At 62.4% G+C, this 19,780-nt stretch carries 18 protein-coding genes; 6 read left to right on the forward strand and 12 right to left on the reverse strand.

All coding sequences use genetic code 11. From position 1 onward, the window contains the following. The first annotated feature begins 6 nt into the window (after positions 1–6). On the forward strand, positions 7–996 hold the full coding sequence (nrdF, locus tag BSY16_RS25755) for a class 1b ribonucleoside-diphosphate reductase subunit beta (protein WP_069062645.1): 990 nt from the start codon (positions 7–9) through the stop codon (positions 994–996). 269 nt (positions 997–1,265) lie between these two features. On the opposite strand, the gene BSY16_RS25760 is transcribed toward nrdF, so the two are convergent. The 10 genes from BSY16_RS25760 to BSY16_RS25805 all read right to left on the reverse strand — a co-directional run bounded on the left by BSY16_RS25760 (position 1,266) and on the right by BSY16_RS25805 (position 9,900). Then, positions 1,266–1,472 carry a hypothetical protein gene (locus BSY16_RS25760; protein ID WP_069062646.1) on the reverse strand — a complete coding sequence of 69 codons (207 nt, stop codon included), beginning with the start codon at positions 1,470–1,472 and terminating at the stop codon, positions 1,266–1,268. 41 nt (positions 1,473–1,513) lie between these two features. Beyond that, entirely contained in the window at positions 1,514–1,750 is a 237-nt protein-coding gene (gene rpsU / locus BSY16_RS25765; RefSeq protein WP_069062647.1) for a 30S ribosomal protein S21, read from the reverse strand. A gap of 37 nt (positions 1,751–1,787) precedes the next feature. Next, on the reverse strand, positions 1,788–2,075 hold the full coding sequence (locus tag BSY16_RS25770) for a hypothetical protein (RefSeq protein ID WP_069062648.1): 288 nt from the start codon (positions 2,073–2,075) through the stop codon (positions 1,788–1,790). 131 nt (positions 2,076–2,206) lie between these two features. Beyond that, a complete protein-coding gene (locus tag BSY16_RS25775; protein WP_069062649.1) occupies positions 2,207–2,416 on the reverse strand; it encodes a cold-shock protein in 210 nt (69 codons plus the stop codon). Positions 2,417–2,716: 300 nt separating this feature from the next. Continuing rightward, positions 2,717–4,765 (reverse strand): putative bifunctional diguanylate cyclase/phosphodiesterase, encoded by a 2,049-nt coding sequence (locus BSY16_RS25780; protein ID WP_069062650.1) that lies wholly within the window; start codon positions 4,763–4,765, stop codon positions 2,717–2,719. A 123-nt stretch (positions 4,766–4,888) separates the two neighbouring features. Further along, the gene (locus tag BSY16_RS25785; protein ID WP_069062651.1) at positions 4,889–5,959 is read right to left on the reverse strand and encodes a DUF2218 domain-containing protein; all 1,071 of its coding nucleotides are present in this window, start codon (positions 5,957–5,959) and stop codon (positions 4,889–4,891) included. Next, entirely contained in the window at positions 5,956–6,825 is an 870-nt protein-coding gene (locus tag BSY16_RS25790) for an ABC transporter ATP-binding protein (protein ID WP_069062652.1), read from the reverse strand. The genes BSY16_RS25785 and BSY16_RS25790 overlap by 4 nt, the downstream gene beginning before the upstream one ends. Next, on the reverse strand, positions 6,822–7,859 hold the full coding sequence (locus BSY16_RS25795; protein ID WP_069062653.1) for a FecCD family ABC transporter permease: 1,038 nt from the start codon (positions 7,857–7,859) through the stop codon (positions 6,822–6,824). Before BSY16_RS25795 ends, BSY16_RS25790 begins: the two co-directional genes overlap by 4 nt. Before the next feature lie 2 nt (positions 7,860–7,861). Next, a complete protein-coding gene (locus BSY16_RS25800; protein ID WP_069062654.1) occupies positions 7,862–8,905 on the reverse strand; it encodes a FecCD family ABC transporter permease in 1,044 nt (347 codons plus the stop codon). Then, entirely contained in the window at positions 8,902–9,900 is a 999-nt protein-coding gene (locus BSY16_RS25805; protein WP_083243116.1) for an iron-siderophore ABC transporter substrate-binding protein, read from the reverse strand. The genes BSY16_RS25800 and BSY16_RS25805 overlap by 4 nt, the downstream gene beginning before the upstream one ends. Before the next feature lie 303 nt (positions 9,901–10,203). Between BSY16_RS25805 and BSY16_RS25810 the strand changes: the two genes are divergently transcribed. Then, a complete protein-coding gene (locus tag BSY16_RS25810) occupies positions 10,204–12,333 on the forward strand; it encodes a TonB-dependent siderophore receptor (RefSeq protein WP_069063701.1) in 2,130 nt (709 codons plus the stop codon). 41 nt (positions 12,334–12,374) lie between these two features. On the opposite strand, the gene BSY16_RS25815 is transcribed toward BSY16_RS25810, so the two are convergent. After that, positions 12,375–13,250 carry a helix-turn-helix domain-containing protein gene (locus BSY16_RS25815; protein WP_069062655.1) on the reverse strand — a complete coding sequence of 292 codons (876 nt, stop codon included), beginning with the start codon at positions 13,248–13,250 and terminating at the stop codon, positions 12,375–12,377. Between the two features lie 215 nt (positions 13,251–13,465). Continuing rightward, a complete protein-coding gene (locus BSY16_RS25820; protein WP_069062656.1) occupies positions 13,466–14,056 on the reverse strand; it encodes an amino acid synthesis family protein in 591 nt (196 codons plus the stop codon). Between the two features lie 164 nt (positions 14,057–14,220). On the opposite strand from BSY16_RS25820, the gene BSY16_RS25825 reads away from it, so the two are divergent. The 4 genes from BSY16_RS25825 (at position 14,221) to BSY16_RS25840 (ending at position 19,778) form a co-directional block, all read left to right on the forward strand. Continuing rightward, positions 14,221–16,026, forward strand: a complete 1,806-nt coding sequence (locus BSY16_RS25825) for a helix-turn-helix domain-containing protein (RefSeq protein WP_069062657.1) — start codon at positions 14,221–14,223, stop codon at positions 16,024–16,026. A 145-nt stretch (positions 16,027–16,171) separates the two neighbouring features. Next, positions 16,172–17,164, forward strand: coding sequence for a flavin reductase (locus BSY16_RS25830; RefSeq protein ID WP_069062658.1), 993 nt, complete (start codon positions 16,172–16,174; stop codon positions 17,162–17,164). A 1-nt stretch (position 17,165) separates the two neighbouring features. Beyond that, entirely contained in the window at positions 17,166–18,680 is a 1,515-nt protein-coding gene (locus BSY16_RS25835) for an aldehyde dehydrogenase (protein ID WP_069062659.1), read from the forward strand. A 21-nt stretch (positions 18,681–18,701) separates the two neighbouring features. Further along, on the forward strand, positions 18,702–19,778 hold the full coding sequence (locus BSY16_RS25840) for an LLM class flavin-dependent oxidoreductase (RefSeq protein ID WP_069062660.1): 1,077 nt from the start codon (positions 18,702–18,704) through the stop codon (positions 19,776–19,778). Positions 19,779–19,780: the final 2 nt, after the last annotated feature.

The following is a 19,780-nucleotide window of genomic DNA, read 5'->3' on the forward strand; positions in this document are numbered from 1 at the left end:
AAGACCATGAACATCCAAGTGAAGACCAAAGCCCCGAAGGCGGCCGCCGCCGTGCGCGCCATCAATTGGAACCGCATGGAGGACGACAAGGACCTGGAAGTCTGGAACCGCCTGACCGGAAATTTTTGGTTGCCGGAGAAGGTGCCGCTCTCCAATGATATCCCGTCCTGGGCTACCTTGAAGCCGGAGGAACAGCAGCTCACCATCCGCGTCTTCACCGGCCTCACCCTGCTTGACACAATCCAGAACGGCGTCGGCTCCGTGCGGTTGATGGAGGATTCCGCGACCCAGCACGAGGAGGCGGTGCTCTCCAACATCTCCTTCATGGAGGCCGTGCACGCGCGCTCCTATTCGTCGATCTTCTCCACGCTGTGCTCGACGCCGGACGTCGACGACGCCTATCGCTGGTCGGAGGAAAACGAGTTTTTGCAGCGGAAGTCGGCGCTGATCATGGAGCAGTACGCTTCCGCCGATCCGTTGAAGAAGAAGGTTGCCAGCGTCTTCCTTGAAAGCTTCCTGTTCTATTCCGGCTTCTACCTGCCGATGTACTGGTCGAGCCGCGCAAAGCTTACCAATACCGCCGACATGATCCGTCTCATCATCCGCGACGAGGCCGTGCACGGTTACTACATCGGCTACAAGTTCCAGCGTTCGCTGGAACGGCTGTCGGAGGAACGGCGCCAGGAGATCAAGGATTTCGCCTTCGACCTGCTGCTCGAGCTCTACGACAATGAGGCGAAATACACCGAAGCGCTCTATGACGGCGTTGGCCTGACCGAGGACGTGAAGAAGTTCCTGCACTACAACGCCAACAAGGCGCTGATGAACCTCGGCTACGAGGCGCTTTTCCCGCCAGAGGCCTGCAAGGTGAACCCCGCAATTCTTTCTGCGCTCTCGCCGAATGCCGACGAGAACCACGACTTCTTCTCCGGCTCCGGCTCGTCCTATGTCATCGGCAAGGCGGTCGCCACCGAGGATGCCGACTGGGACTTCTAGGTACGAGTAGGGTGGGTTTGGTATCGACGGCGTAGCGGCCCGGAAACGGAGGGCCGTTGCTTCGGTCCGCTATCTATGCCGATCGAGGGATTCAGCAGACCGCATTCCGCGTTTGCTGAATCCCAAATAAGGCAAGCGGCCAATTCGATGGCTTGGCCGCTTTACCCTTGAAGACGTCAAAGATGGTCTTGTCGAAATGGGCTTGCCTTTGAATGTCGGGCGAGCTGTCTCGATGCTTGGGCGTTTGCGCCCCTCACAGCCATCGCTGGCTATTTGCGCTTTCGCTTGGGAGCAGGAACCGGTTGAACCGTCTCCGCATCCTGGGCCAGTCGCAACGCGCGCAGTTTCTCGGTCTTCTTTTCGCGGGCGGCGGCTTCCTGCTCGATGATGCCTTTCGCGACAGAGTTGGTCTCAGCCGCCTTCGTGGCAGCCGTCGCCTTTGTCGGCTTGAAAAATTGCTGTCGAGTCGCTGTCATCGATCACTCCTCACCTGAGCCGGAAACTGGTCGCCACGCGATCACGCGCGAATGGGTTTCTTCTTGGGTGCCGGAAGCAAACCTTCTCGCTGCGCTTTCTTGCGGGCGAGCTTGCGGGCACGCCGGATGGCATCGGCTTTTTCTCGTACTCTCCGCTCGGAAGGCTTTTCGTAGGCGCTACGCGCCTTCATTTCCCGAAAAAGCCCTTCTCTCTGCATCTTCTTTTTCAGAACGCGGATAGCCTGCTCGATGTTGTTGTCCCTGACGAGAACTTGCAAATTATGTCCTTCCTTGGCGGGAGTACCCGCTGCTTGTTTACTTTTTGGTCCGGATGCTGGAGGCCTTGAACCAGGGCTCTTTTCCTCCGGAATGGGCGGTCGGCGTTTTGGGCCTTGTCACCACCGGCGTGTCCGGCGCCTCGATGTCGCTTGCGAGAATACGGCGTTCATGGGGCTCATCGCCGACACGAACGCGGTATTGCACTTCGCCACGATCAGAAGGCAGCACAGCGACGATCCGGCAAGCTCTCCCGCCATCGGCAGGACGGCGCTGATCCGTCTTGAGCTTTACCGCGTCACCGATTGCGTAGACATTCCGGCTCATAGGTGCCCCTTTCAGGTTCCGACTTCCCGAATGCGAAAAATAAAAAGGCCGGGCATCGACCCGACCTCTTCCCGTCGCTCTCCATTCGCTGCCAGTACATCCGTGGTCAGCGAAAAGGGGCAACAATTCTCTTATTCTGCGGTCAGGTTGTCGGCAGAAAGCTTGCCGGACTTGCGGTCCTGAACCACTTCGTAGTTGACCTTCTGGCCCTCGGCGAGCGAGCGGAGACCGGCGCGCTCGACAGCGGAAATATGAACGAAAATGTCACTTGCGCCGTCATCCGGTGCGATGAAGCCATAACCCTTGGTGCCGTTAAACCACTTTACGGTGCCTGAACTCATAACGATATCCTTTCAATCGTTGAAAACGCGACGAAATCGGTCGCAGATAAATCGACAATGAGAGGAGATCTGACCGGGCCGGAAGGCGGAAGACAAAGGTCGCAAGCAAAGTTCGATACCACGAAGATAAGTATGTTTGCCGGCTTGGGCAACAAAATTCTCGCCGCCGCCCGAGATTTCTCAAAAAAAGTACTGAAAAAACATCGCGGAATCAGCGATATGCCGTCGATTTTATTTTTTCCTCGTCCGTAATTTTCTATCGACGGGTGTATGGCGGCCTGAAACGACGGCCTCGTCCTGTCATGCCGCGACCGGTCCGACGCCGATAGATGTCACCCGGCCCACCTTGTCGGCGATTTCCGATAGCGGTTCCGGCCGACCGTAGAAGAACCCCTGGGCTTCCCGGCACCCTTCTGCCTGCAGGAAATCAGCCTGCTCCTGACGCTCGACGCCTTCAGCAACGACGGACATTCTGAGGCTGGTGGCGAGAAGGATCGTCGCCTTGACGATTGCCATTGAGACCTCGTTGGTCGTCACCGCCTCGATGAAGGAGCGATCCAGCTTGACCTTGTCGAAGGGGAAGGTCTGCAACATGGAGAGCGAGGAGTATCCCGTGCCGAAATCATCCATGGCGATGGTCACGCCCAGCGTCTTCAACTGCCGAATGACACGCAGCGTCCGTTCCCTGTCCTCTATGAGGCTTGCTTCGGTGATCTCCAGTTCCAGACGCGATGCCGATAGGCCTGTAGATAAAAGGACCTCATGAACGGACTTCGGCAGGTCGGCCTGTGCGAGTTGCGCAGAGGCGATGTTGACGGCGATCCTGTACGGTTTGGCCCAACGCGCGGCTTCCTCGCATGCCGTCCTGAGCACCCAATCGCCGATCGAAAGGATCAGACCGGTTTCCTCGGCGATCGGAATGAAGTCGGAAGGCGGCACGAGGCCGCGCGTGCGGTGCTTCCAGCGCACCAGCGCCTCGTATCCGATGACCTCGCCTGATTGCAGGTTCAGCTGTGGTTGGTAGTGGAGTACAAGCTCATCGCGCTCGACCGCATGGCGCAGTTCCATGGCAAGCGAGCTGCGCTCCCGGCGCCCCTCGTCCATGGACGGCTCATAATAACAAACCGCGTCGCCAATCGCCCGCTTGGCGCGGTACATGGCGAGGTCTGCCCTTCCGATCAACTCCTCTGCATTGTCTGCGTCGCCCGGGAAACGGCTGATGCCGATACTCGCGCCTGCGGTAAGCGTCGTGGTGCCGCGTTGTACCGGCTCGGTAATGCAGTCACCGAGGCGCCGGGCGAATTCGTCCACATCGGCCTGTTCATGAACCGGATGCTTGATGGCGACAAACTCGTCACCGCCGACGCGGGCTATGATCTCGCCTGCTGTCATCTGCAATGCGAACCGCTTTGCCAGCGTCTGCAGCAGACAGTCACCGGCATGGTGCCCGTGAACGTCGTTGATCTCCTTGAAACGGTCGAGGTCGATGACGACCACCGCTGCCTGCGCGCTGCAATCCCGCGCCTGCGCCAGCATGGCGGGCAGATGTTCCGACAGATAGGCCCGGTTTGGCAATCCCGTCAGCGGATCGTGGCGTGCCGCGTGCCGGAAGCTGTCGATCAACTCCCGCTGGGAACGGGTGTCCATCATGTAGAGTATCCACCCGGCGATGACCGCCATCGTTGCGAGCACCAGCACGGCCAGGAATTCGTTGGACATCGTGTGCGTCGGGGCGGCGGCGGTGGCGTCCGGCAACAATGTTGCCGCCCCCATGGCTGTGAAATGCATGGTGCAGATCGCAAGCACCAGCGTGAGCATCGCCAGAAGCCGGCTGAGGCCCGAATGGTATCGTGCCAGCAGATGGGCCGTCAGAGCGCCGAAACCCAGCGCAAACAGCACGGCCGCGGTGACGAGGGTCTGGTCCCATTCGAGTTGCCCGGCATTTTCCAGGCCCACCATGCCGGTAAAGTGCATGGCGACGATGCCTATGCCGAAAACCAGGCCGCCGATCTCGGGAGGCAGGTTCCACGCCCGCTCCACCGTCATGTAGAAACCGCCGGCCGTGACGCTGATGGCAATGAGGAGCGAGCCGACCGTCAGGAATGCATCGAATGCGTGTTCAGCCGGAAGCTGAAAGCCCAGCATGGCGACGAAATGTGTGGTCCAGATGGCTGCACCACCGGCCATGCCGGACAAGACAATCCAGGAGAACCGGCGGGCGGTGGGGATGCGATCAGCTCTATCAAACAAGCGCACCGTCATGATCGACGTCACGATGCAGACAATTGCCGCCGCGATGACAAAGGCATAGTCGTGCTCGTAGGCTATACACGAAATCACTCTCAGCATGAGCTGGCCCCAGATCGCGTTGCAATCGAGGGTAGGCGCCTAATCGTAAACAAACTCTAAAGCTATTTCGCTCAAAGTAGGCGTCTCCGACCGATCTCTGGCCATCGCGCTCCGGCGCTCGGGCTAAGCCGCCACCACTTCGCGCTCCCAATACCAGGCCACATACATCCGCTTCCTGTCATGTTGCCGCCTCTTCAGGAAGCCGCGGATTATCCGCACGTCGTCTTTCTCGCAGGCCACCCAGACGAAGGTCTCACCATCGACGGAGGCAAAGGCCGCCTTCGCCGTTTCTGCGAGCATGTTCTTCGTGCCGGCGGGATAGGTCCCGCGGTGCAACCAGCGCACGTCGAGCGTGCCCGCGGTGGGAAGCGATTGCTCTTCCGCGGCATCCTGCACCTCGATGATGGCTTGCATATGTGTGCCCGTCGGCGCTTCGGCGGCGATGCGGGCAATGGCGGGCAGGGCGCTTTCGTCGCCAACGAGGAAAATGGAGGCTGCCTCCGGCATATTGCCGCCGCCCGGCCCGAGCAGCGCCAATCGGTCGCCCGGTTGCGCATCCCGGGCAAAGTCGGCGCCCGGGGTTGCTATGCCGGGCGTGGGATGTTGCAGGAAGTCGATCCACAGCTCCCGCCGTTCCACATCGACAGCGCGGATCGTATAGACACGGGACAGCAGCGTATCCTCGCCTTCCGGCCAGGCAATGCGGCCATCGTCGCGCGGACCCGGCCAGACCGGCTCCCGCCCCCGAGGCGGAATGAGCAGCCGCACATGCATGTCGCTGCTGACAAAGGGCGTGGCATCCGCACAGGCAACGATTACGCGCCGCATATGCGGTGTCACGTCCTTTGCCGACACGACCGTCACCTCGTGAAGGTTGGCGAGCCGCGTGCGGGGCGCCGGTTCGGACCAGGCAAGTTCGAACGGCTCGTCTCCGGCAAAGTAGAAGAGATGCTCGGCGATGACGGTGCGGCTGATCTGGAGCGCATCCTGCGTCGGGCAGACCAGCTCGATCAGAAGCTTGCCATCCTCCAGGCGCATATGCGCAGTGCCGGTTTCGCTCGTGAGCAGCGCGGTACCAGCGGTGCGCTGAACCTCTGCGTGTTCGATGAAGTGCTCGCAGACCTCGTCGAGCATCCGTTCGGCATCCTTCGGCAGTGCTATGCCGGAAAGTTTGAATTCCGCGACTGCGGTCATGACGGGTCCTCGCTCTCGAATGCCCGGATCGGGGCGGTATCGTTCTTGCCGGCAGCGCCGGCCTGTCCTGTGATCATCCGATGTCGTCCGATCGGCAACATGGTCGGCCGCCCGGATGTCGGGTCTGTGATGATGCGGCTTTCCAGGCCGAAGACCTGCCGCACGTTTTCTTCCGTCAGCACATCCTCCGGCCTGCCGGAGACATGCAGCCGGCCATCCGACATGGCGACGAGGTGGTCCGCGTAGCGTGCCGCCAGGTTGAGGTCGTGCAGCACCATGACGATCGTGGTGCCGCGCGTCTGGTTGAGATCGGTCAGGAGGTCCAGCACTTCGATCTGGTGGCTGATGTCGAGAAAGGTCGTCGGCTCGTCAAGCAGCAGGAGTTCCGTCTGCTGCGCCAGCGCCATGGCGATCCAGACACGCTGGCGTTGTCCGCCGGAAAGCTCGTCGACCGGTCTTTCAGCAAGATCGACGGTGCGGGTTGCCGCAAGTGCCGCCGCAACGGCTTCGTCGTCCTCGCGCGTCCAGCGAGAGAACACGCCCTGGTGGGGATGTCGCCCGCGGCTGACGAGATCGGCAACGGCTATGCCTTCCGGCGCAATCGGCGATTGGGGCAGGAGGCCTAGGGTGCGCGCCAACTCGCGCGAGGGGATGCGATGGATCGATTTGCCATCGAGCAGCACATGCCCCTGCTGCGGAGACAAGAGGCGTGACATCGTACGCAGCAGCGTGGACTTGCCGCAGGCATTGGCGCCGACGATTACGGTGATGCTGCCCGGGGGAATGGCGAGGTCCAGCCCCTCCAGAATGCGGGTGTCGCCATAGCCGGCGGAGAGCCGGCTTGCGACAAGGGCGTGGGGTTTCATAGCGACCCTCCGGATCGGTTGACGCGCACGATCAGGAAAAGCAGGTAGGGGGCACCCAATGCGCCGGTGACCACGCCCACGGGATAGCGGCTCGGCAGCAGGAACTGGCCGCAATAGTCGCCCACCAGCACGAGCACGGCGCCCACCAGAGCGGCAGGAACGAGAAGCGATCCGTTGTTCCCGACGATCCGGGCGGCGATCGGCCCCGACAGGAAGGCGACGAAGGCGATCGGCCCGGATATGGCTGTGGCGCTGGCGATCATGCCGACGGCGGAAATGATGATCAGCACCCGCGTTCGGGAGACCCGGACGCCCAGCGCTGCGGCGGTGTCATCCCCCAGTCTTAGGGCCTCGAGGTCGCGCGTACGGCTCAGCAGCAGGCCGCCGAAGACGACAAGGGATGCTATCAGGGGCAGCGTCTGGCCAAGCTGCGCACCGTTGACGCTGCCGGCCAGCCAACGCAGGGCGTCCTGCAGGCTCCAGGCCGGGGCCGTGGAGAGGATGTAGGCGATGACGCTTTCCAGCATGGCGGAGACACCAATGCCGACGAGAATGAGGCGCGTGCCGGCAACGCCGTTGCGGAACGACAGTCCGTAGACCAGGAGTGCCACGCCGAGCCCGGCGCCGACCGCGAGGATCGATACCATCGGTCCCCTCAGGCCGAGGACGACAATGGCGAAGACCGCCGCGGCGCTGGCGCCCCAGCTGATGCCGATAATGTCGGGGCTGGCCAGCGGATTGCGCAGCATGATCTGGAAGGCGACGCCTCCCAGCCCGAAACTGAGGCCTGCGAGGATTGCCAGAACCGCGCGCGGCAACCGGAGCTGGCCGACCGTGAACGCAACGCCCGCCACGTCTTCGCCCATCAGGACCCGCAGGATATCCCGAGGCGGCGTGAACGATTGCCCAAGCAACAGGGTGATGACAAAGGCGGCGGCCAGAAGGGCGAGAAGAACAGCGACGACCAGCCTGTGCCGGCGGGTGCGGCGGCGGCGGTTGTCAACGATAATGTCGGTCACGGGCGCAAGAAGCATGGTCACAGGTCCCGTACCCGCTGGCGGCGTACGATCCAGATGAAGAATGGTGCGCCGATGAACGCGGTGACGATGCCGACATCGAGTTCGCCCGGCCGCGCTATGATGCGGCCGACAATATCGGCGGCGAGCAGCAGGCCGGCGCCGCCGAGCGCGGAAAACGGCAGCAACCATCGATGGTCGCTCCCGACCAGCAGGCGGTTGAGATGCGGCACGATGAGGCCCAGGAAGGCGATTGGACCGCAGATCGCCGTTGTCGCTCCGCAAAGCAGGATGGCGCCGAATGCGGCGACCGCGCGGGTGAGCGCGACGTGCTCGCCGAGGCCGGCAGCGACGTCGTCGCCGAGGGCAAGAGCGTTCAGCTTGCGCGCACAAAGCAGGCTGATCACAAAGCCCACCGCCAGGAAGGGCAGAACAGGGTAGATGCGCTCGAAGGTCGCGCCGCCGACGCCGCCGATCTGCCACGCCCGGATGCCGCCGGCGATATCGTTGCGCGGCAACACGACCGCGATGACCAACGACGAGAAGGCGACGGAGGTTGCCGCTCCGGCAAGTGCCAGCTTGAGCGGCGTCGCGCCGCCGCGCCCGAGCGAGCCGATGACATAGACGAAGACCGCCGCCGCACCGGCGCCGAGGATTGCCGTGAAGATGTAGGCATGGATCGTATCGATGCTGAACCAGGCAACGCCGACCACGACCGCAAGCGAAGCGCCCATATTGACGCCGAGAATGCCGGGATCGGCAAGCGGATTGCGCGTGACACCCTGCATGATCGCGCCAGCGAGGCCGAGCGCGGCGCCCGCCAGAAGACCGAGCAGCGTGCGGGGAATCCGCATGGCCACCGCTGCCTGACCGATCGTCTCGACCTGTCCACCGAGCGCGGCGGAGATATCGTCAAAGCCGACGTCGCGCGTGCCGACCGCGACGGACAGGGCCGAGAGCAGCATGAGCATAGCTGCAAGCGAGAACAGCCACAGGGTGTGCAGGCGACGCGAGCGCCCGGCAAGCCGCGGCATGCCCTGTGCCTTGGCAGCCTGCGCCGTCATTGCGCCTTCCCGGCGGCTTCGGCAAGAAGCCCGACATAGTCCTTTAGCACCCAGGAGATCGAAAGCGGTGTCGGGTTGGCGGCGGTTCCGACCGGATTCTGGCCAAGCATGACGAGGGCATCCTTGCGGACCGCAGGCATGTGCGAAAGAAGCAGGTCGCCCTTCACGGCGTCGAGCAGCGGCGTGCTGCCATAGCTCACCACGATGTCGACATCGCCGAAGGCATCGACCCGTTCCGCACTGACACTGGCTGCAAACTGGCCCGGCTTCGTCGCCTCCAGCACGCTTTTCGGGGATACCAACCCGAGATCGGCGAAGAATTTCACCCGTGTGTCGTTGGCCGTATAGAAATTGACCGTGCTGAGGTTCGTCACGTCGAGATGGGTAACGAAGATGGCCGACTTGCCCTTCAGGATGGGGTAGTCCGCGACCGTATCGGCAATCTCTTTCTCGATGCGGACGATCAGCGCTTCGCCCTCGGCAGCCAGGCCGAGGCCCGTGCTATTGAGACGGATCATCTCGCGCCAGTCCGTCGACCAGGCGGAGCCGGGATAGGCCACGACCGGGGCGATCTGGCTCAACGTATCGTAGTCCGACTGACTCAGTCCGGAATAGGCCGCGAGGATGACATCAGGCCTCGTCGCAGCGACTGCTTCAAAATCGATGCCGTCGCCCTCGTCGAACAGCACGGGCGCCGCACCCTTCAAATCCGCCAGTTTGTCGGCAACCCAGGGAAGCAGCCCGTCGCCATTGTCATCGCCGAAATTGGCTGCTGCAAACCCAACGGGCACGATGCCGAGCGCGAGCGGGACCTCGTGGTTTGCCCAGGCGACCGTCGCCACCCGCTCAGGCTTTTTCGTGATCGTCGTCGTGCCGAAGGCGTGTTTGATGACGATGGGATAGATGGTGTCGTCCGAAGCCCGGGCGTTGCCGGAGGTGAATGCCCAGAGGCATGCGATGAGCAGTGCTGCGCAAAAACGCAAGAGCCGCGGCATTGGCGAAACCCTCCATGGTCCTTAAAGTGGAGTTTCCGTTTCAGGTTCACCGGGCGGCGTCAAGGCGAATGCCCATGTCTTTCCCGGAGAGCCGCGAAGTTTCCGTAGTTTCCTACAAAACCGGGGGAATCTACAATACTAGACTAGATATCTCAAGTTATTGACGCTCCCAAGGAACATCGCGCACCGCTGCATCGGTCTGAGAGGGGCTTGAGGCTGTGAGGGCATTTGTGTTCCGGCTGGTATCGACATGCCAACGGTTTGCCGGCTGCCAGCGAGCGCAACTCAATTCTGGATTCGATGATGAACATCAAGCAAACTAGCGACGACAAGCGGCTGCATCTTACCCGGTGCCGAAACGTGATGCTTCTCGGCTGCACGGCCCTCGTCGCCCTGATACCAGCTTCTTTGCGCGCGCAGCAGGCGGAGGCGGGCTCCGCGACGGTTCTGGAAACGATTGTCATCGAGGGCACCGGCACCACCGTAAACTACGACAATGATGCGAAATCGATCGTGGCGACGAAGACCTCGAGCGGCAGCAAGATGGCGACCGAGATTCTCAATACGCCCGCCTCGGTTTCCGTGATCACCGCCAAGGAAATCCAGCAGCGTGGCGCGGAGACCGTCGAGGAGGTGCTGCAATATACCGCCGGCGTCACCACGGATTTCTACGGGTCGGATGATCGTTATGACTTTTTCAAGATCAGGGGCTTCGACGCCTACACCTATCGCGACGGCCTGGTCCTCGGTCGCCCCTTCGGCGGGGTGCGCGAAGAGGCCTATGCCTTCGAGCGCGTCGAGGTGCTGAAGGGCGCGAATTCCACGGTCTTCGGTGTTTCCGATCCGGGCGGCGCGGTGAATTTCGTAACCAAGCGACCGAAGAGCGAGAAATTCGGCGAAGCCTATATCACGGGCGGGTCGTTCAACCGCAAGGAAGTGGGTTTCGATTTCGGCGACAACCTGACCAGCGACGACACACTTTCCTACCGTTTCACCGGCAAGCTCAGGGACGCCGACGCCGAATACGACTATTCGCGCGACGATGAAAAGTTTTTCATGGGTGGCCTGACCTGGCGGCCGACCGACGCCACCAGCCTCTCCATCGTCTACGATCACCTCAACAAGGATGGCGTGCCGGGCAGCGGTGGCCACCCGGTCGGGACGGATTTCGATCGCGACCGCTTCTTCGGTGAGCCGGATTACAACTACCGTGGCACCAACAGGAACACAGTCAGCGTCATGCTAGACCATGATTTCGGCTCGGGCTTCACCTTCAACACGAATGCGCGCTACAGCAAGACGAACACCGATTTCGGCTACGCGTACATTTCCGGCACATCGACGGATGGCTCGAATACCGCGTCTCGCGCCTTCTTCGGCAATGAGGCATCCAGCCGCCAGTTCATCATCGACGCGCACCTGCAATATGAAGCAAGCTTCGACAATGTTGAAAGCCGCACCCTGATCGGTGCCGAGTACAACAGCATTGCCGGTGACAACGACACCTATTGGGGGCCGGCGCCGAGTATCGACTGGACGAACCCCATCTATACCGGTCGGCCGACATCGCTTCCGCTGATTGCCAGTACGAGCAATGACCAGAAGGGCAAGGCCCTCTATATGCAGCAGGAGCTGACCTTTGCCGATAAGATCATCGTTACGGCCGGGCTGCGCAATGACTGGCTGGATCTCAGCGAGACGAACAATCTGGCGTCCACGACAAAGGAAGCGGATGTCAGCGAACTGACGAAGCGTATCGGCCTGACCTATCGGCTGACCGATGAGATCGCGCCTTACGTGACCTATGCCGAATCGGTTGCACCCCCGGCCTTTGGCGTAGATCCCGAGCGTGGCGAACAGATCGAGCTCGGCATTAAATATCAGCCTGGGGCTTTTCCGGCCCTGTTCACGGCCTCCGTCTATGACCTGACCAAGACGGATGTATCGCGCTTCAACGCAGCGACGAACAGCTGGGAGAAGCTTGATGGCATGCGCGTGAAGGGCCTGGACCTCGAGGCAAAAGCTGAGCTGACGAACAACTGGAGCCTGACGGCCGCCTACTCCTATCTCGACGCCGAGATCATCGATCCAAAGGACCCGAACAGAGGCAATCGCCCCTATCACGTTCCCGAGCACATCGCCTCGCTTTGGGTCAATTACACGCTTGAAGGAAATGGCCGGCGCGGCGACATGACGTTCGGGCTCGGCGGACGCTATACCGGCGCCTACTATTTCAACGACGCGAACACGGTAAAGACGGGCAGCAACTTCGTTGTCGATGCGGCCTTTACCTACAAGGTCTTTGAAAACACCGCGTTGGAACTCAATGTCAGCAACCTGTTCGACCGCAAGCATGTCGATTACGGCGGCTTTGGGGCCGATTTCTACAATCCGGGCCGTGCGGTCTACGCGACGCTGCGCCAGACCTGGTGAGGAATGCGCCGCCCGAAGCTTTTCGGGTGGGCGTGACGTCTTTAGTTGAACTGCTGCATCCGCCGCCACGCGGCGGGTGTTCCTCCGACGATCTGCCGGAAGGTTTTCGTCAGATGCGCCTGATCGGAGAAGCCGAGCTGGGCGGCGATGTCCGTTATGCTCAGTTCGCTTTCCACAAGCAGCTTTTGTGCAAGGTCGATGCGCCTGGCGAGCTGCCACTGTAGCGGTGTTTTGCCGGTCGTCTGCTTGAAGACATTGGCAAACCAGCTTTCGGAAAGACCAACCGTTTCGGCCATTTCGGCGACGCTCAGCCGGCCATCGCTACGCGTGTTGACGTGCATGATGAGCTTGTTCAGCTGCGCCTGGGTCAACCTGCCATTGGGAAGTTCCGTTCCGTGGTCAGAAACATCGAGCAGGCCGCTGACGATGCTGCCAACAAGGCTTTCCGCATAAACCGCGTGTTTCGTCGGGGTGGAGACCTCGTCGACCAGCAGGCCCGCCAGTGTTTCGATCGCTCCGACATCCTGGATCTCGACCGGGCGGCGAAGGGCCGCAAGCGCGCAGGACATGCCGACCGAAGGCGACAGGAAGCGCAGCATCCGGTCCTTGTGCAGGTGCAGGTCCAGATGGGAAAAACGGTGCGAGGACGTGAAGCTGGTCCAGAGCGGCACGCCGGCAGGCACGTAGACTGCCCGCGTCATGGGACGGGCGTGCGCAGCCATTCCGCCTTCGCGGTTGGTCATCTGGATGAAGGGCGACACGTCGCTGAAGAAAATCACGATGCGTGGATCGGGGGACAGATAGTACCCCTTTGCGCCGGATTGGCCTTCGGCATCCCAGAATACACCCACCAGACCATCAAGGCTGCGCCATTTGACCGGCGCGAGGACCTTGATGCCCTCGGTATAGCAGGTCATCGCGTGCAGATAACTCACCGTTTGAAGCCGCTCTTCTTCATCGAATGCCGTGCGCCTCGTCAATCTCGGCTGGCTTAAAGATGATGAAAACTATCATGTTTGCATGCTGAGACAAGGAAAGAATGCGATCCGCCTGCTGCCAAGCGTCTTCGTCCGGGATTATCAAGAGCAGCCACCCGGGTAGGCATTTGCAGCAATGACGCCTTCAGGCACCCTCAAGGACGTGAGAATTCCGCCTCCATCTCTGCAATGTCCTGGAAGCGATCGGCAATGCGGGCGTGAGGACGCCCGCCGTCTGCGGCTGCGATGGCGACGACGATTTCGTCCGGATGCGGGGCGTCGGCGATCTGGTAGTTCGCAGTCAGGAAATGGGAACGCTTGCCGTTCTCGCTCTTGTGCATCATGGGCAGGGAAAGCAGGGCGCCGGGCGCGTTGCGCGTGTTGGCGAATTCCAGGTAGTTGGTGCCGCCGATCGCATCGCGGAACGGATTGCCGAAGCGAAGCGTGTGGATCATCGCCGAGGCATGTTCGATTTCGCCATTGACGCCGACGGCGGCGGCTTTCCCGCAGGCTTCGATGGTCTCCGCCGGCATCTGCGCCAGCAGGCGACGGGTCATTTCCGTGCTGAGCGGCCCGGCAATGCGGATGATCTCCGGGCGGAGGTCCTCAACGAAGCCCCGGCCGGCCCAGGGGTTGCGGATGATGGCGGCGACGACAACGACATTGAACGGTCGCGGCGCGGCTTTGCCGCCTTCGATATGGGTCTCCTCGAGGAAGGTGCAGATCTTTCGGATGTCGAGGGCCATGTCATTTCCACCGTCTGTTGAACTTGCCGCAACCTAGCGTGTGATCGCGCCTGGTCTTCCTAGTATCCGGAGGAGTGGAGCAGCATGTCATCCTCCGAAAACAAGTAGATTTCAGCGCCGCCCCGCCGCATTATCACCGCTCTTTAACGAGGATGCGCAGCGCGTTGGACCAGAAATCACGGATACTGTCGCTTCGCGATGTCGCGAGCCAGATCAACAGCGGCGGCGATCTGTCGACCGTGCTGCAGCACCTGATCGCGGCCGCCTGCCGGCACGCCAACTGGGCGCTCGGCTCCATCATGGGCATCGATGCGGCGCACGGCTATGCCCATGTTATCGTGCGGCATGATCCGACGCTCCTCCAGCGCGACCTGCCGGACCGCTGGGAACTCGCGACCAGCCCATCGCTCATCGCGCTCCAGCGCAACGAACCCGTCTATATTCGCGATGCGCGCGAGAGTGAAGAATTCCCAGGCTACCGCAAGGAGGCGTTCGAGCGCGATTACCGGACAGTGCTCGTCATGCCGATGGACTGCGCGGATGCGGAAGGCCGACCGATGGTGCTGAGCGTCATCGCCCGCACGGTGACCGAGGTCACGGAGGACGACCTCGCCTTCCTCGGAACGATCATCCACCTCGGCGCGATCGCCGTCGAAAAACAGCACCGCCTGGCGGCGGAAAAGCGCGGGTCGGAGCGGCTCGTCCGGGCGCTTGCGGCACATACCTCGCTGCTGGAGCACGTGCTCAGCGACGGTTCCGTCTCTTCGCTCGCCGCGATGGTGGGAAGACTGTTGCCCAACCCGCTCGTCGTCGTGGACTTCACCGTCAACCAGGTGATCGCCGGGCGCTCGCCGCTGGCGACGGATTTCGACGATGCCGCCTGGCAGGCGGCGGCGCCCACGACCTTTGCCCGTGTGCTCATCCGCGCGGCGCGGGAGGCGGTGGAACGCGGCAGCACCGAAACCACACCGATCTTCCTTGAGGACGGCGCGCGACGGCTGCGCGTCTCCGCCCGCGCCGAACCGCTGATGGTCGACCGCCAGCTGGTCGGGGCGCTGGTGATCTTCCCCTTCGCGGCTGCTGAAGGCGAGCTGGACCAGTTAATGCTGGACAGTGCGAAATTCGCACTCAGCGTCCAGATGATGCGCAGCTTCCTGCGTTTCCGCTTCGAGACGCGCACGCAAAGCGAGCTTTTCTTCGAGATCGTCGAGCGGCGCTGGCGGGATGCGGCCGATATTGGCCAGCGTGCCGCGCGGCTCGGGCTTGATCTGTCGTTGCCGCAGCAGATGATCGTGGTCGATTTCCCGGAGCGGGCAAAGGCTTTTGGCGGCGGTTCCATCGATGTGGAGCACACGCTTTCGCGCATCATGCAACAGGCCTCGATCGAGGCCGGACTCGTGGCGATCGATGGCGGCGTCGTCTGCCTCATCAAACATGAGGCTGGACACCGGCAGGAACGCACCACGAAGCTCATGCGCCGTATCGCCGAGGAGCTTGGCCGTTATCTCGGCGAGCCGCCGATCGTGGTTGCCGGAAGCCGTTGCAGCGGTCTCGATGATTATGCCACGGCCTGGGAACGATGCAGCCGGATGATCCGCATCGGCCGTTCCTTCGGGTTGACGGGCGCGCTCTCCACGCAGGATTTCGGGCCGCTGCCCATGCTTGTTTCCGCAGCCGACGTCGGCGACGTGCGCAGCTTCGTGCGCGATAGTGTCGGGGCGATCGCCGAGCACGACCGGGAGAACGGCACGCCCTATCTGGAAACACTTTCCACCTATCTGGAGGAAGGTTGCCGCAGCCAAGCCTGTGCGGACCGGCTCGGCCTTCACGTCACGACGCTGCGCTACCGGCTGGCGCGCATTCAGGAACTCTTCGGCATCGACGTGGAAACGCCGGAACGACGCTTTTCCGTGGAACTTGCGCTTCGTCTCCACAGTGTCATCGACAATCATGCCTTCGGCGAGCGCTGAACGCGTAAAGGCCATTGCCGCCCCCTATTGCCTCTCCTCCGAACCGCAGCAGAACAACACCATCGTCTCCTCCGTTCAGCGGGAAGCACCCGCCGCCCGCGCCGGGTAGCGTCCTCCCAACGAAATGAGGAGAGAGATTGCGGGCATGGCGGATGAGGCGACAGCACAGGACGCACCGATCGACCCCGTCGCGCTTCGCCGCGCCTTCGGCACCTTCGTCACCGGCGTTACGGTCCTCACCACCTGCGAGGCCGACGGCACGCCGCGTGGCATGACGGCCAATTCCTTCACCTCCGTTTCGCTAGATCCGCCGCTCCTGCTCGTCTGTGTCGCCAAATCGGCGTCCAGCTATGCCACCTTCACCGCGGCGAACTGTTTCGCAGTCAATATCCTGCATGAAGGTCAGGTCGATGTCTCGGCGACCTTCGCCTCAAAGTCGCCGGACAAATTCCAATCGGTCAATCATGACCGGGTGCATACGGGCGCGCCCGTGTTGACGGACAGCCTGACCTGGTTCGATTGCAGCCTCACCAGTTCCGTCGATGCCGGCGATCATGCGATCCTGATCGGCCAGGTGCGCGCCTTTGGCACCAGCCCGACAGCACCGCTCGGCTTCTGCCGAGGGCGCTATGCCAGCGTGAAGGACCCGCTGCCGGCAGGATGGCTTGCTTCGCACGGCATGATCATCGGCTATCTCATCGAGGCTGGCGACGGGTTGTTGCTGTGCTCGGACGGCAAAGGGGGGTGGGTGCTGCCCTCTGCGCGGCGGCGCAAGGCCGACCGCGAACTGGTGCTGGACGGCGGCGATGCGCTGCGCCTCGTGCCGGAGGAAACCTTCCTCTATTCCGTCTTCGACGTTGCCGACAGCGATCCCGGATATCTCGTCTACCGGGCGCGACTGGCCGGGGAGGGTGCGCAGATCAGCCTGCCCGACACCTTGCGTTTCTTTCCCGTCGAGGACCTGCCTTACGACGCGATCGCCACCCACGAACTGCGCTCCATGCTGCGGCGCTACGTGCAGGAGCGCCAGGCCGGTCGTTTCGGCATCTACATGGATTCTGACGATGGCGGCCGCGTCGCGATGATCGACGGGCAGGCTCGCGCCTGGCTCCAGGCCTCCCAAGACCAAGGACAATGACATGAAGACGACAGTCAGCACCATCGAAGATTCGCGCCAGCAGCTGTTCATCGGCGGTGAATTCGTGGCACCAAAGGGCGGCAATTATATCCGGAGCTACGATCCGACGACGGGCGAGCCTTGGTACGAGTTCGCCGAAGCCGATGCGGACGATGTGGCGGTCGCTGTCGCCGCCGCCAGCGCCGCGTTCCGCAATCCTGACTGGCGGCGCATGACGCAGACCGACCGCGGTGCTCTGCTGCGGCGCCTCGCCGAACTCGTCCGCGCCAATGCCGATGCGCTCGCCGAAATCGAGACGCGCGACAATGGCAAGCTTCTGAAAGAGACGCGCGCCCAGATGCGCGCCATGCCCGACAGCTACCACTATTTCGCAGGCATGGCCGACAAGCTGCAGGGCGACACGATCCCGATCAACCGGCTCGACACGCTGAACATCAACCTGCGCGAACCGTTCGGCGTCGTCGGCATGATCACGCCGTGGAATTCTCCGCTGATGCTTTTGACCGGCACGCTGGCGCCGTGCCTTGCCATCGGCAACACCGTCGTCATCAAGCCGTCCGAGCATGCCACGGCGTCCACGCTGGCACTTGCCGAACTGATCCACGAAGCGGGTTTCCCGGCGGGCGTGGTCAATGTGGTGACGGGCACCGGCCAGAGTGCAGGCGAAGCGCTGACCCGTCATCCAGGCGTTGCGAAATACGTCTTCACCGGCAGCACGGCGACCGGCCGGCGCATCGCCAGCAATGCAGCACAGAACCTCGTTCCCTGCTCCATGGAGCTTGGTGGCAAGTCGCCTCACGTCGTTTTCGGCGACGTCGATATCGAGCATGCGGTCAATGGCGTCGTCTCCGGCGTCTTTGCCGCGGCGGGCCAGACCTGCGTTGCCGGCTCGCGCTGCTTCGTCGAGGCGAGCGTCTACGACAGGTTCATCGATGCACTCGTCGCCCGCACGCAGCGTATCCGGGTGGGTCTGCCAACTGCCGAGGATACCGATGTCGGCCCGCTGGCGCTTGCCGACCAACTGTCGAAGGTCGCGGCCTATGTCGCCTCGGGGGTGAAGGAAGGTGCGAAAGTCGCCGTCGGCGGCGGGCGACCGCAGAAGGCCGATCTCGCGCCGGGCGGCTGGTATTTCGAGCCGACGGTCATGGTCGATGCCCAAAACGACATGGCGTTCATGCGCGACGAACTCTTCGGACCCGTGGTGGGCGTCATGCCCTTCCGCGACGAGGCGGAGATGATCGAACTGGCCAACGACACGCGTTACGGCCTCGCTTCCGGCATCTGGACGAAGGACATCGACCGGGCGCTGCGCTTTGCCAACCGCATCGAGGCGGGCACCGTCTGGATCAACACCTACCGCTCAGCCTCCTTCATGTCGGCCAATGGCGGCTTCAAGGAAAGCGGTTACGGCCGGCGCGGTGGCTTCGAGGTCATGCACGAGTTCTCGCGTCTGAAGAACGTCATCATCGACTATTCCGGCGCCATGCAGGACCCCTTCGTCATCCGCCTCAAATAACCAGCATCGAAAGGCAGAACCATGAAGTTCGCAGTCTCGCTCACGATGGAACGCTTCTCGCCGGATGTGCCGATGGCCACGGTGAAGAACAACCTCCTGACGCTGGCCCGCATGGCAGACGAGGGCGGTTTCGAGATGCTCTGGACGGCGGAGCACCACACGCTCGAATGCACGATCTCGCCGAACCCGTTCCAGACGCTCGTCTGGCTGGCGCAGCACACGGACAATATCCGGCTCGGCACTTCGACGCTGGTCGCGCCGTATTGGAACCCGATCCGGCTCGCCGGCGAATCCGCGCTCTGCGACCACCTGACGAACGGCCGCCTGGAATTTGGCATCGCGCGCGGTTCCTACCAGTACGAATTCGACCGGATGGCCGGCGGCATGCCGCAGCAGGAGGGCGTCGCCTATCTGAAGGAGCTGGTGCCGGCGGTGAAGAAGCTGTGGGCCGGCGACTATGCCCATGACGGACACTACTGGAAGTTCCCGGTGACCGCCGCCGTGCCGAAACCGTTGCAGCAGCCGCACCCGCGCATCTGGGTCGCCGCGCGCGATCCCGGTACCTTCGACTGGGCAATCGCCAACGGCGCCAGCATCCTTTCGACGCCGCTTTCCGCCCCGGCTGCGGAAATCCAGGTTCTTTCCGACAAGTTTCACCGCGCGGTGGCGGACCATCCGGAGGTGCCGCGTCCTCGTTTCATGATGCAGCGGCGCACCTGCGTCTACGATCGGCCGGACGGCTGGGAGAGGGCCGTGCAGCACAGCATGGACTATGGCCGCGCCTTCGAGAACCTGATGCAGAATGTCGGTACCGTGCAGGACGGTTTTCCGGAGGCCGTGCCTTATGAAGCGGTGCGGGGCAAGGAAAACTACAATCCGGAAAACATCCGCAAGAACCTGATGTTCGGCACGCCGGACGAGGTGATCGAGAAGCTGATGGTCTTCGAGGCGGCCGGTGTCGACCAATATTGCCTCGGCCTCACCTTCAACCTGCTCTTCGAACTGCAAAAGCGCACGATCGAGCTTTTCGTGAAGGAAGTCATGCCCGTCTTCGCCGCGCGCGAAAATGAGCGCAAACGGGCAGTTGCGGGGCGCTGACG

The sequence above is a fragment of the Sinorhizobium sp. RAC02 genome, from assembly GCF_001713395.1.
Lineage (GTDB): Bacteria > Pseudomonadota > Alphaproteobacteria > Rhizobiales > Rhizobiaceae > Shinella.

Excerpts from the sequence above, each read along its gene's own strand:
- BSY16_RS25800 (WP_069062654.1), bottom strand. The coding sequence starts at position 8,905 with ATGACGGCGCAGGCTGCCAAGGCACAGGGCATGCCGCGGCTTGCCGGG.
- BSY16_RS25775 (WP_069062649.1), bottom strand. The coding sequence starts at position 2,416 with ATGAGTTCAGGCACCGTAAAGTGGTTTAACGGCACCAAGGGTTATGGC.
- BSY16_RS25820 (WP_069062656.1), bottom strand. The coding sequence starts at position 14,056 with ATGGCCCTCGACATCCGAAAGATCTGCACCTTCCTCGAGGAGACCCAT.
- BSY16_RS25795 (WP_069062653.1), bottom strand. The coding sequence starts at position 7,859 with ATGCTTCTTGCGCCCGTGACCGACATTATCGTTGACAACCGCCGCCGC.
- BSY16_RS25780 (WP_069062650.1), bottom strand. The coding sequence starts at position 4,765 with ATGCTGAGAGTGATTTCGTGTATAGCCTACGAGCACGACTATGCCTTT.
- BSY16_RS25815 (WP_069062655.1), bottom strand. The coding sequence starts at position 13,250 with ATGACCTGCTATACCGAGGGCATCAAGGTCCTCGCGCCGGTCAAATGG.
- BSY16_RS25790 (WP_069062652.1), bottom strand. The coding sequence starts at position 6,825 with ATGAAACCCCACGCCCTTGTCGCAAGCCGGCTCTCCGCCGGCTATGGC.
- BSY16_RS25805 (WP_083243116.1), bottom strand. The coding sequence starts at position 9,900 with ATGCCGCGGCTCTTGCGTTTTTGCGCAGCACTGCTCATCGCATGCCTC.
- BSY16_RS25830 (WP_069062658.1), top strand. The coding sequence starts at position 16,172 with ATGGCGGATGAGGCGACAGCACAGGACGCACCGATCGACCCCGTCGCG.
- BSY16_RS25840 (WP_069062660.1), top strand. The coding sequence starts at position 18,702 with ATGAAGTTCGCAGTCTCGCTCACGATGGAACGCTTCTCGCCGGATGTG.
- BSY16_RS25785 (WP_069062651.1), bottom strand. The coding sequence starts at position 5,959 with ATGACCGCAGTCGCGGAATTCAAACTTTCCGGCATAGCACTGCCGAAG.
- BSY16_RS25760 (WP_069062646.1), bottom strand. The coding sequence starts at position 1,472 with ATGACAGCGACTCGACAGCAATTTTTCAAGCCGACAAAGGCGACGGCT.
- BSY16_RS25810 (WP_069063701.1), top strand. The coding sequence starts at position 10,204 with ATGAACATCAAGCAAACTAGCGACGACAAGCGGCTGCATCTTACCCGG.
- BSY16_RS25835 (WP_069062659.1), top strand. The coding sequence starts at position 17,166 with ATGAAGACGACAGTCAGCACCATCGAAGATTCGCGCCAGCAGCTGTTC.
- BSY16_RS25770 (WP_069062648.1), bottom strand. The coding sequence starts at position 2,075 with ATGAGCCGGAATGTCTACGCAATCGGTGACGCGGTAAAGCTCAAGACG.
- nrdF (WP_069062645.1), top strand. The coding sequence starts at position 7 with ATGAACATCCAAGTGAAGACCAAAGCCCCGAAGGCGGCCGCCGCCGTG.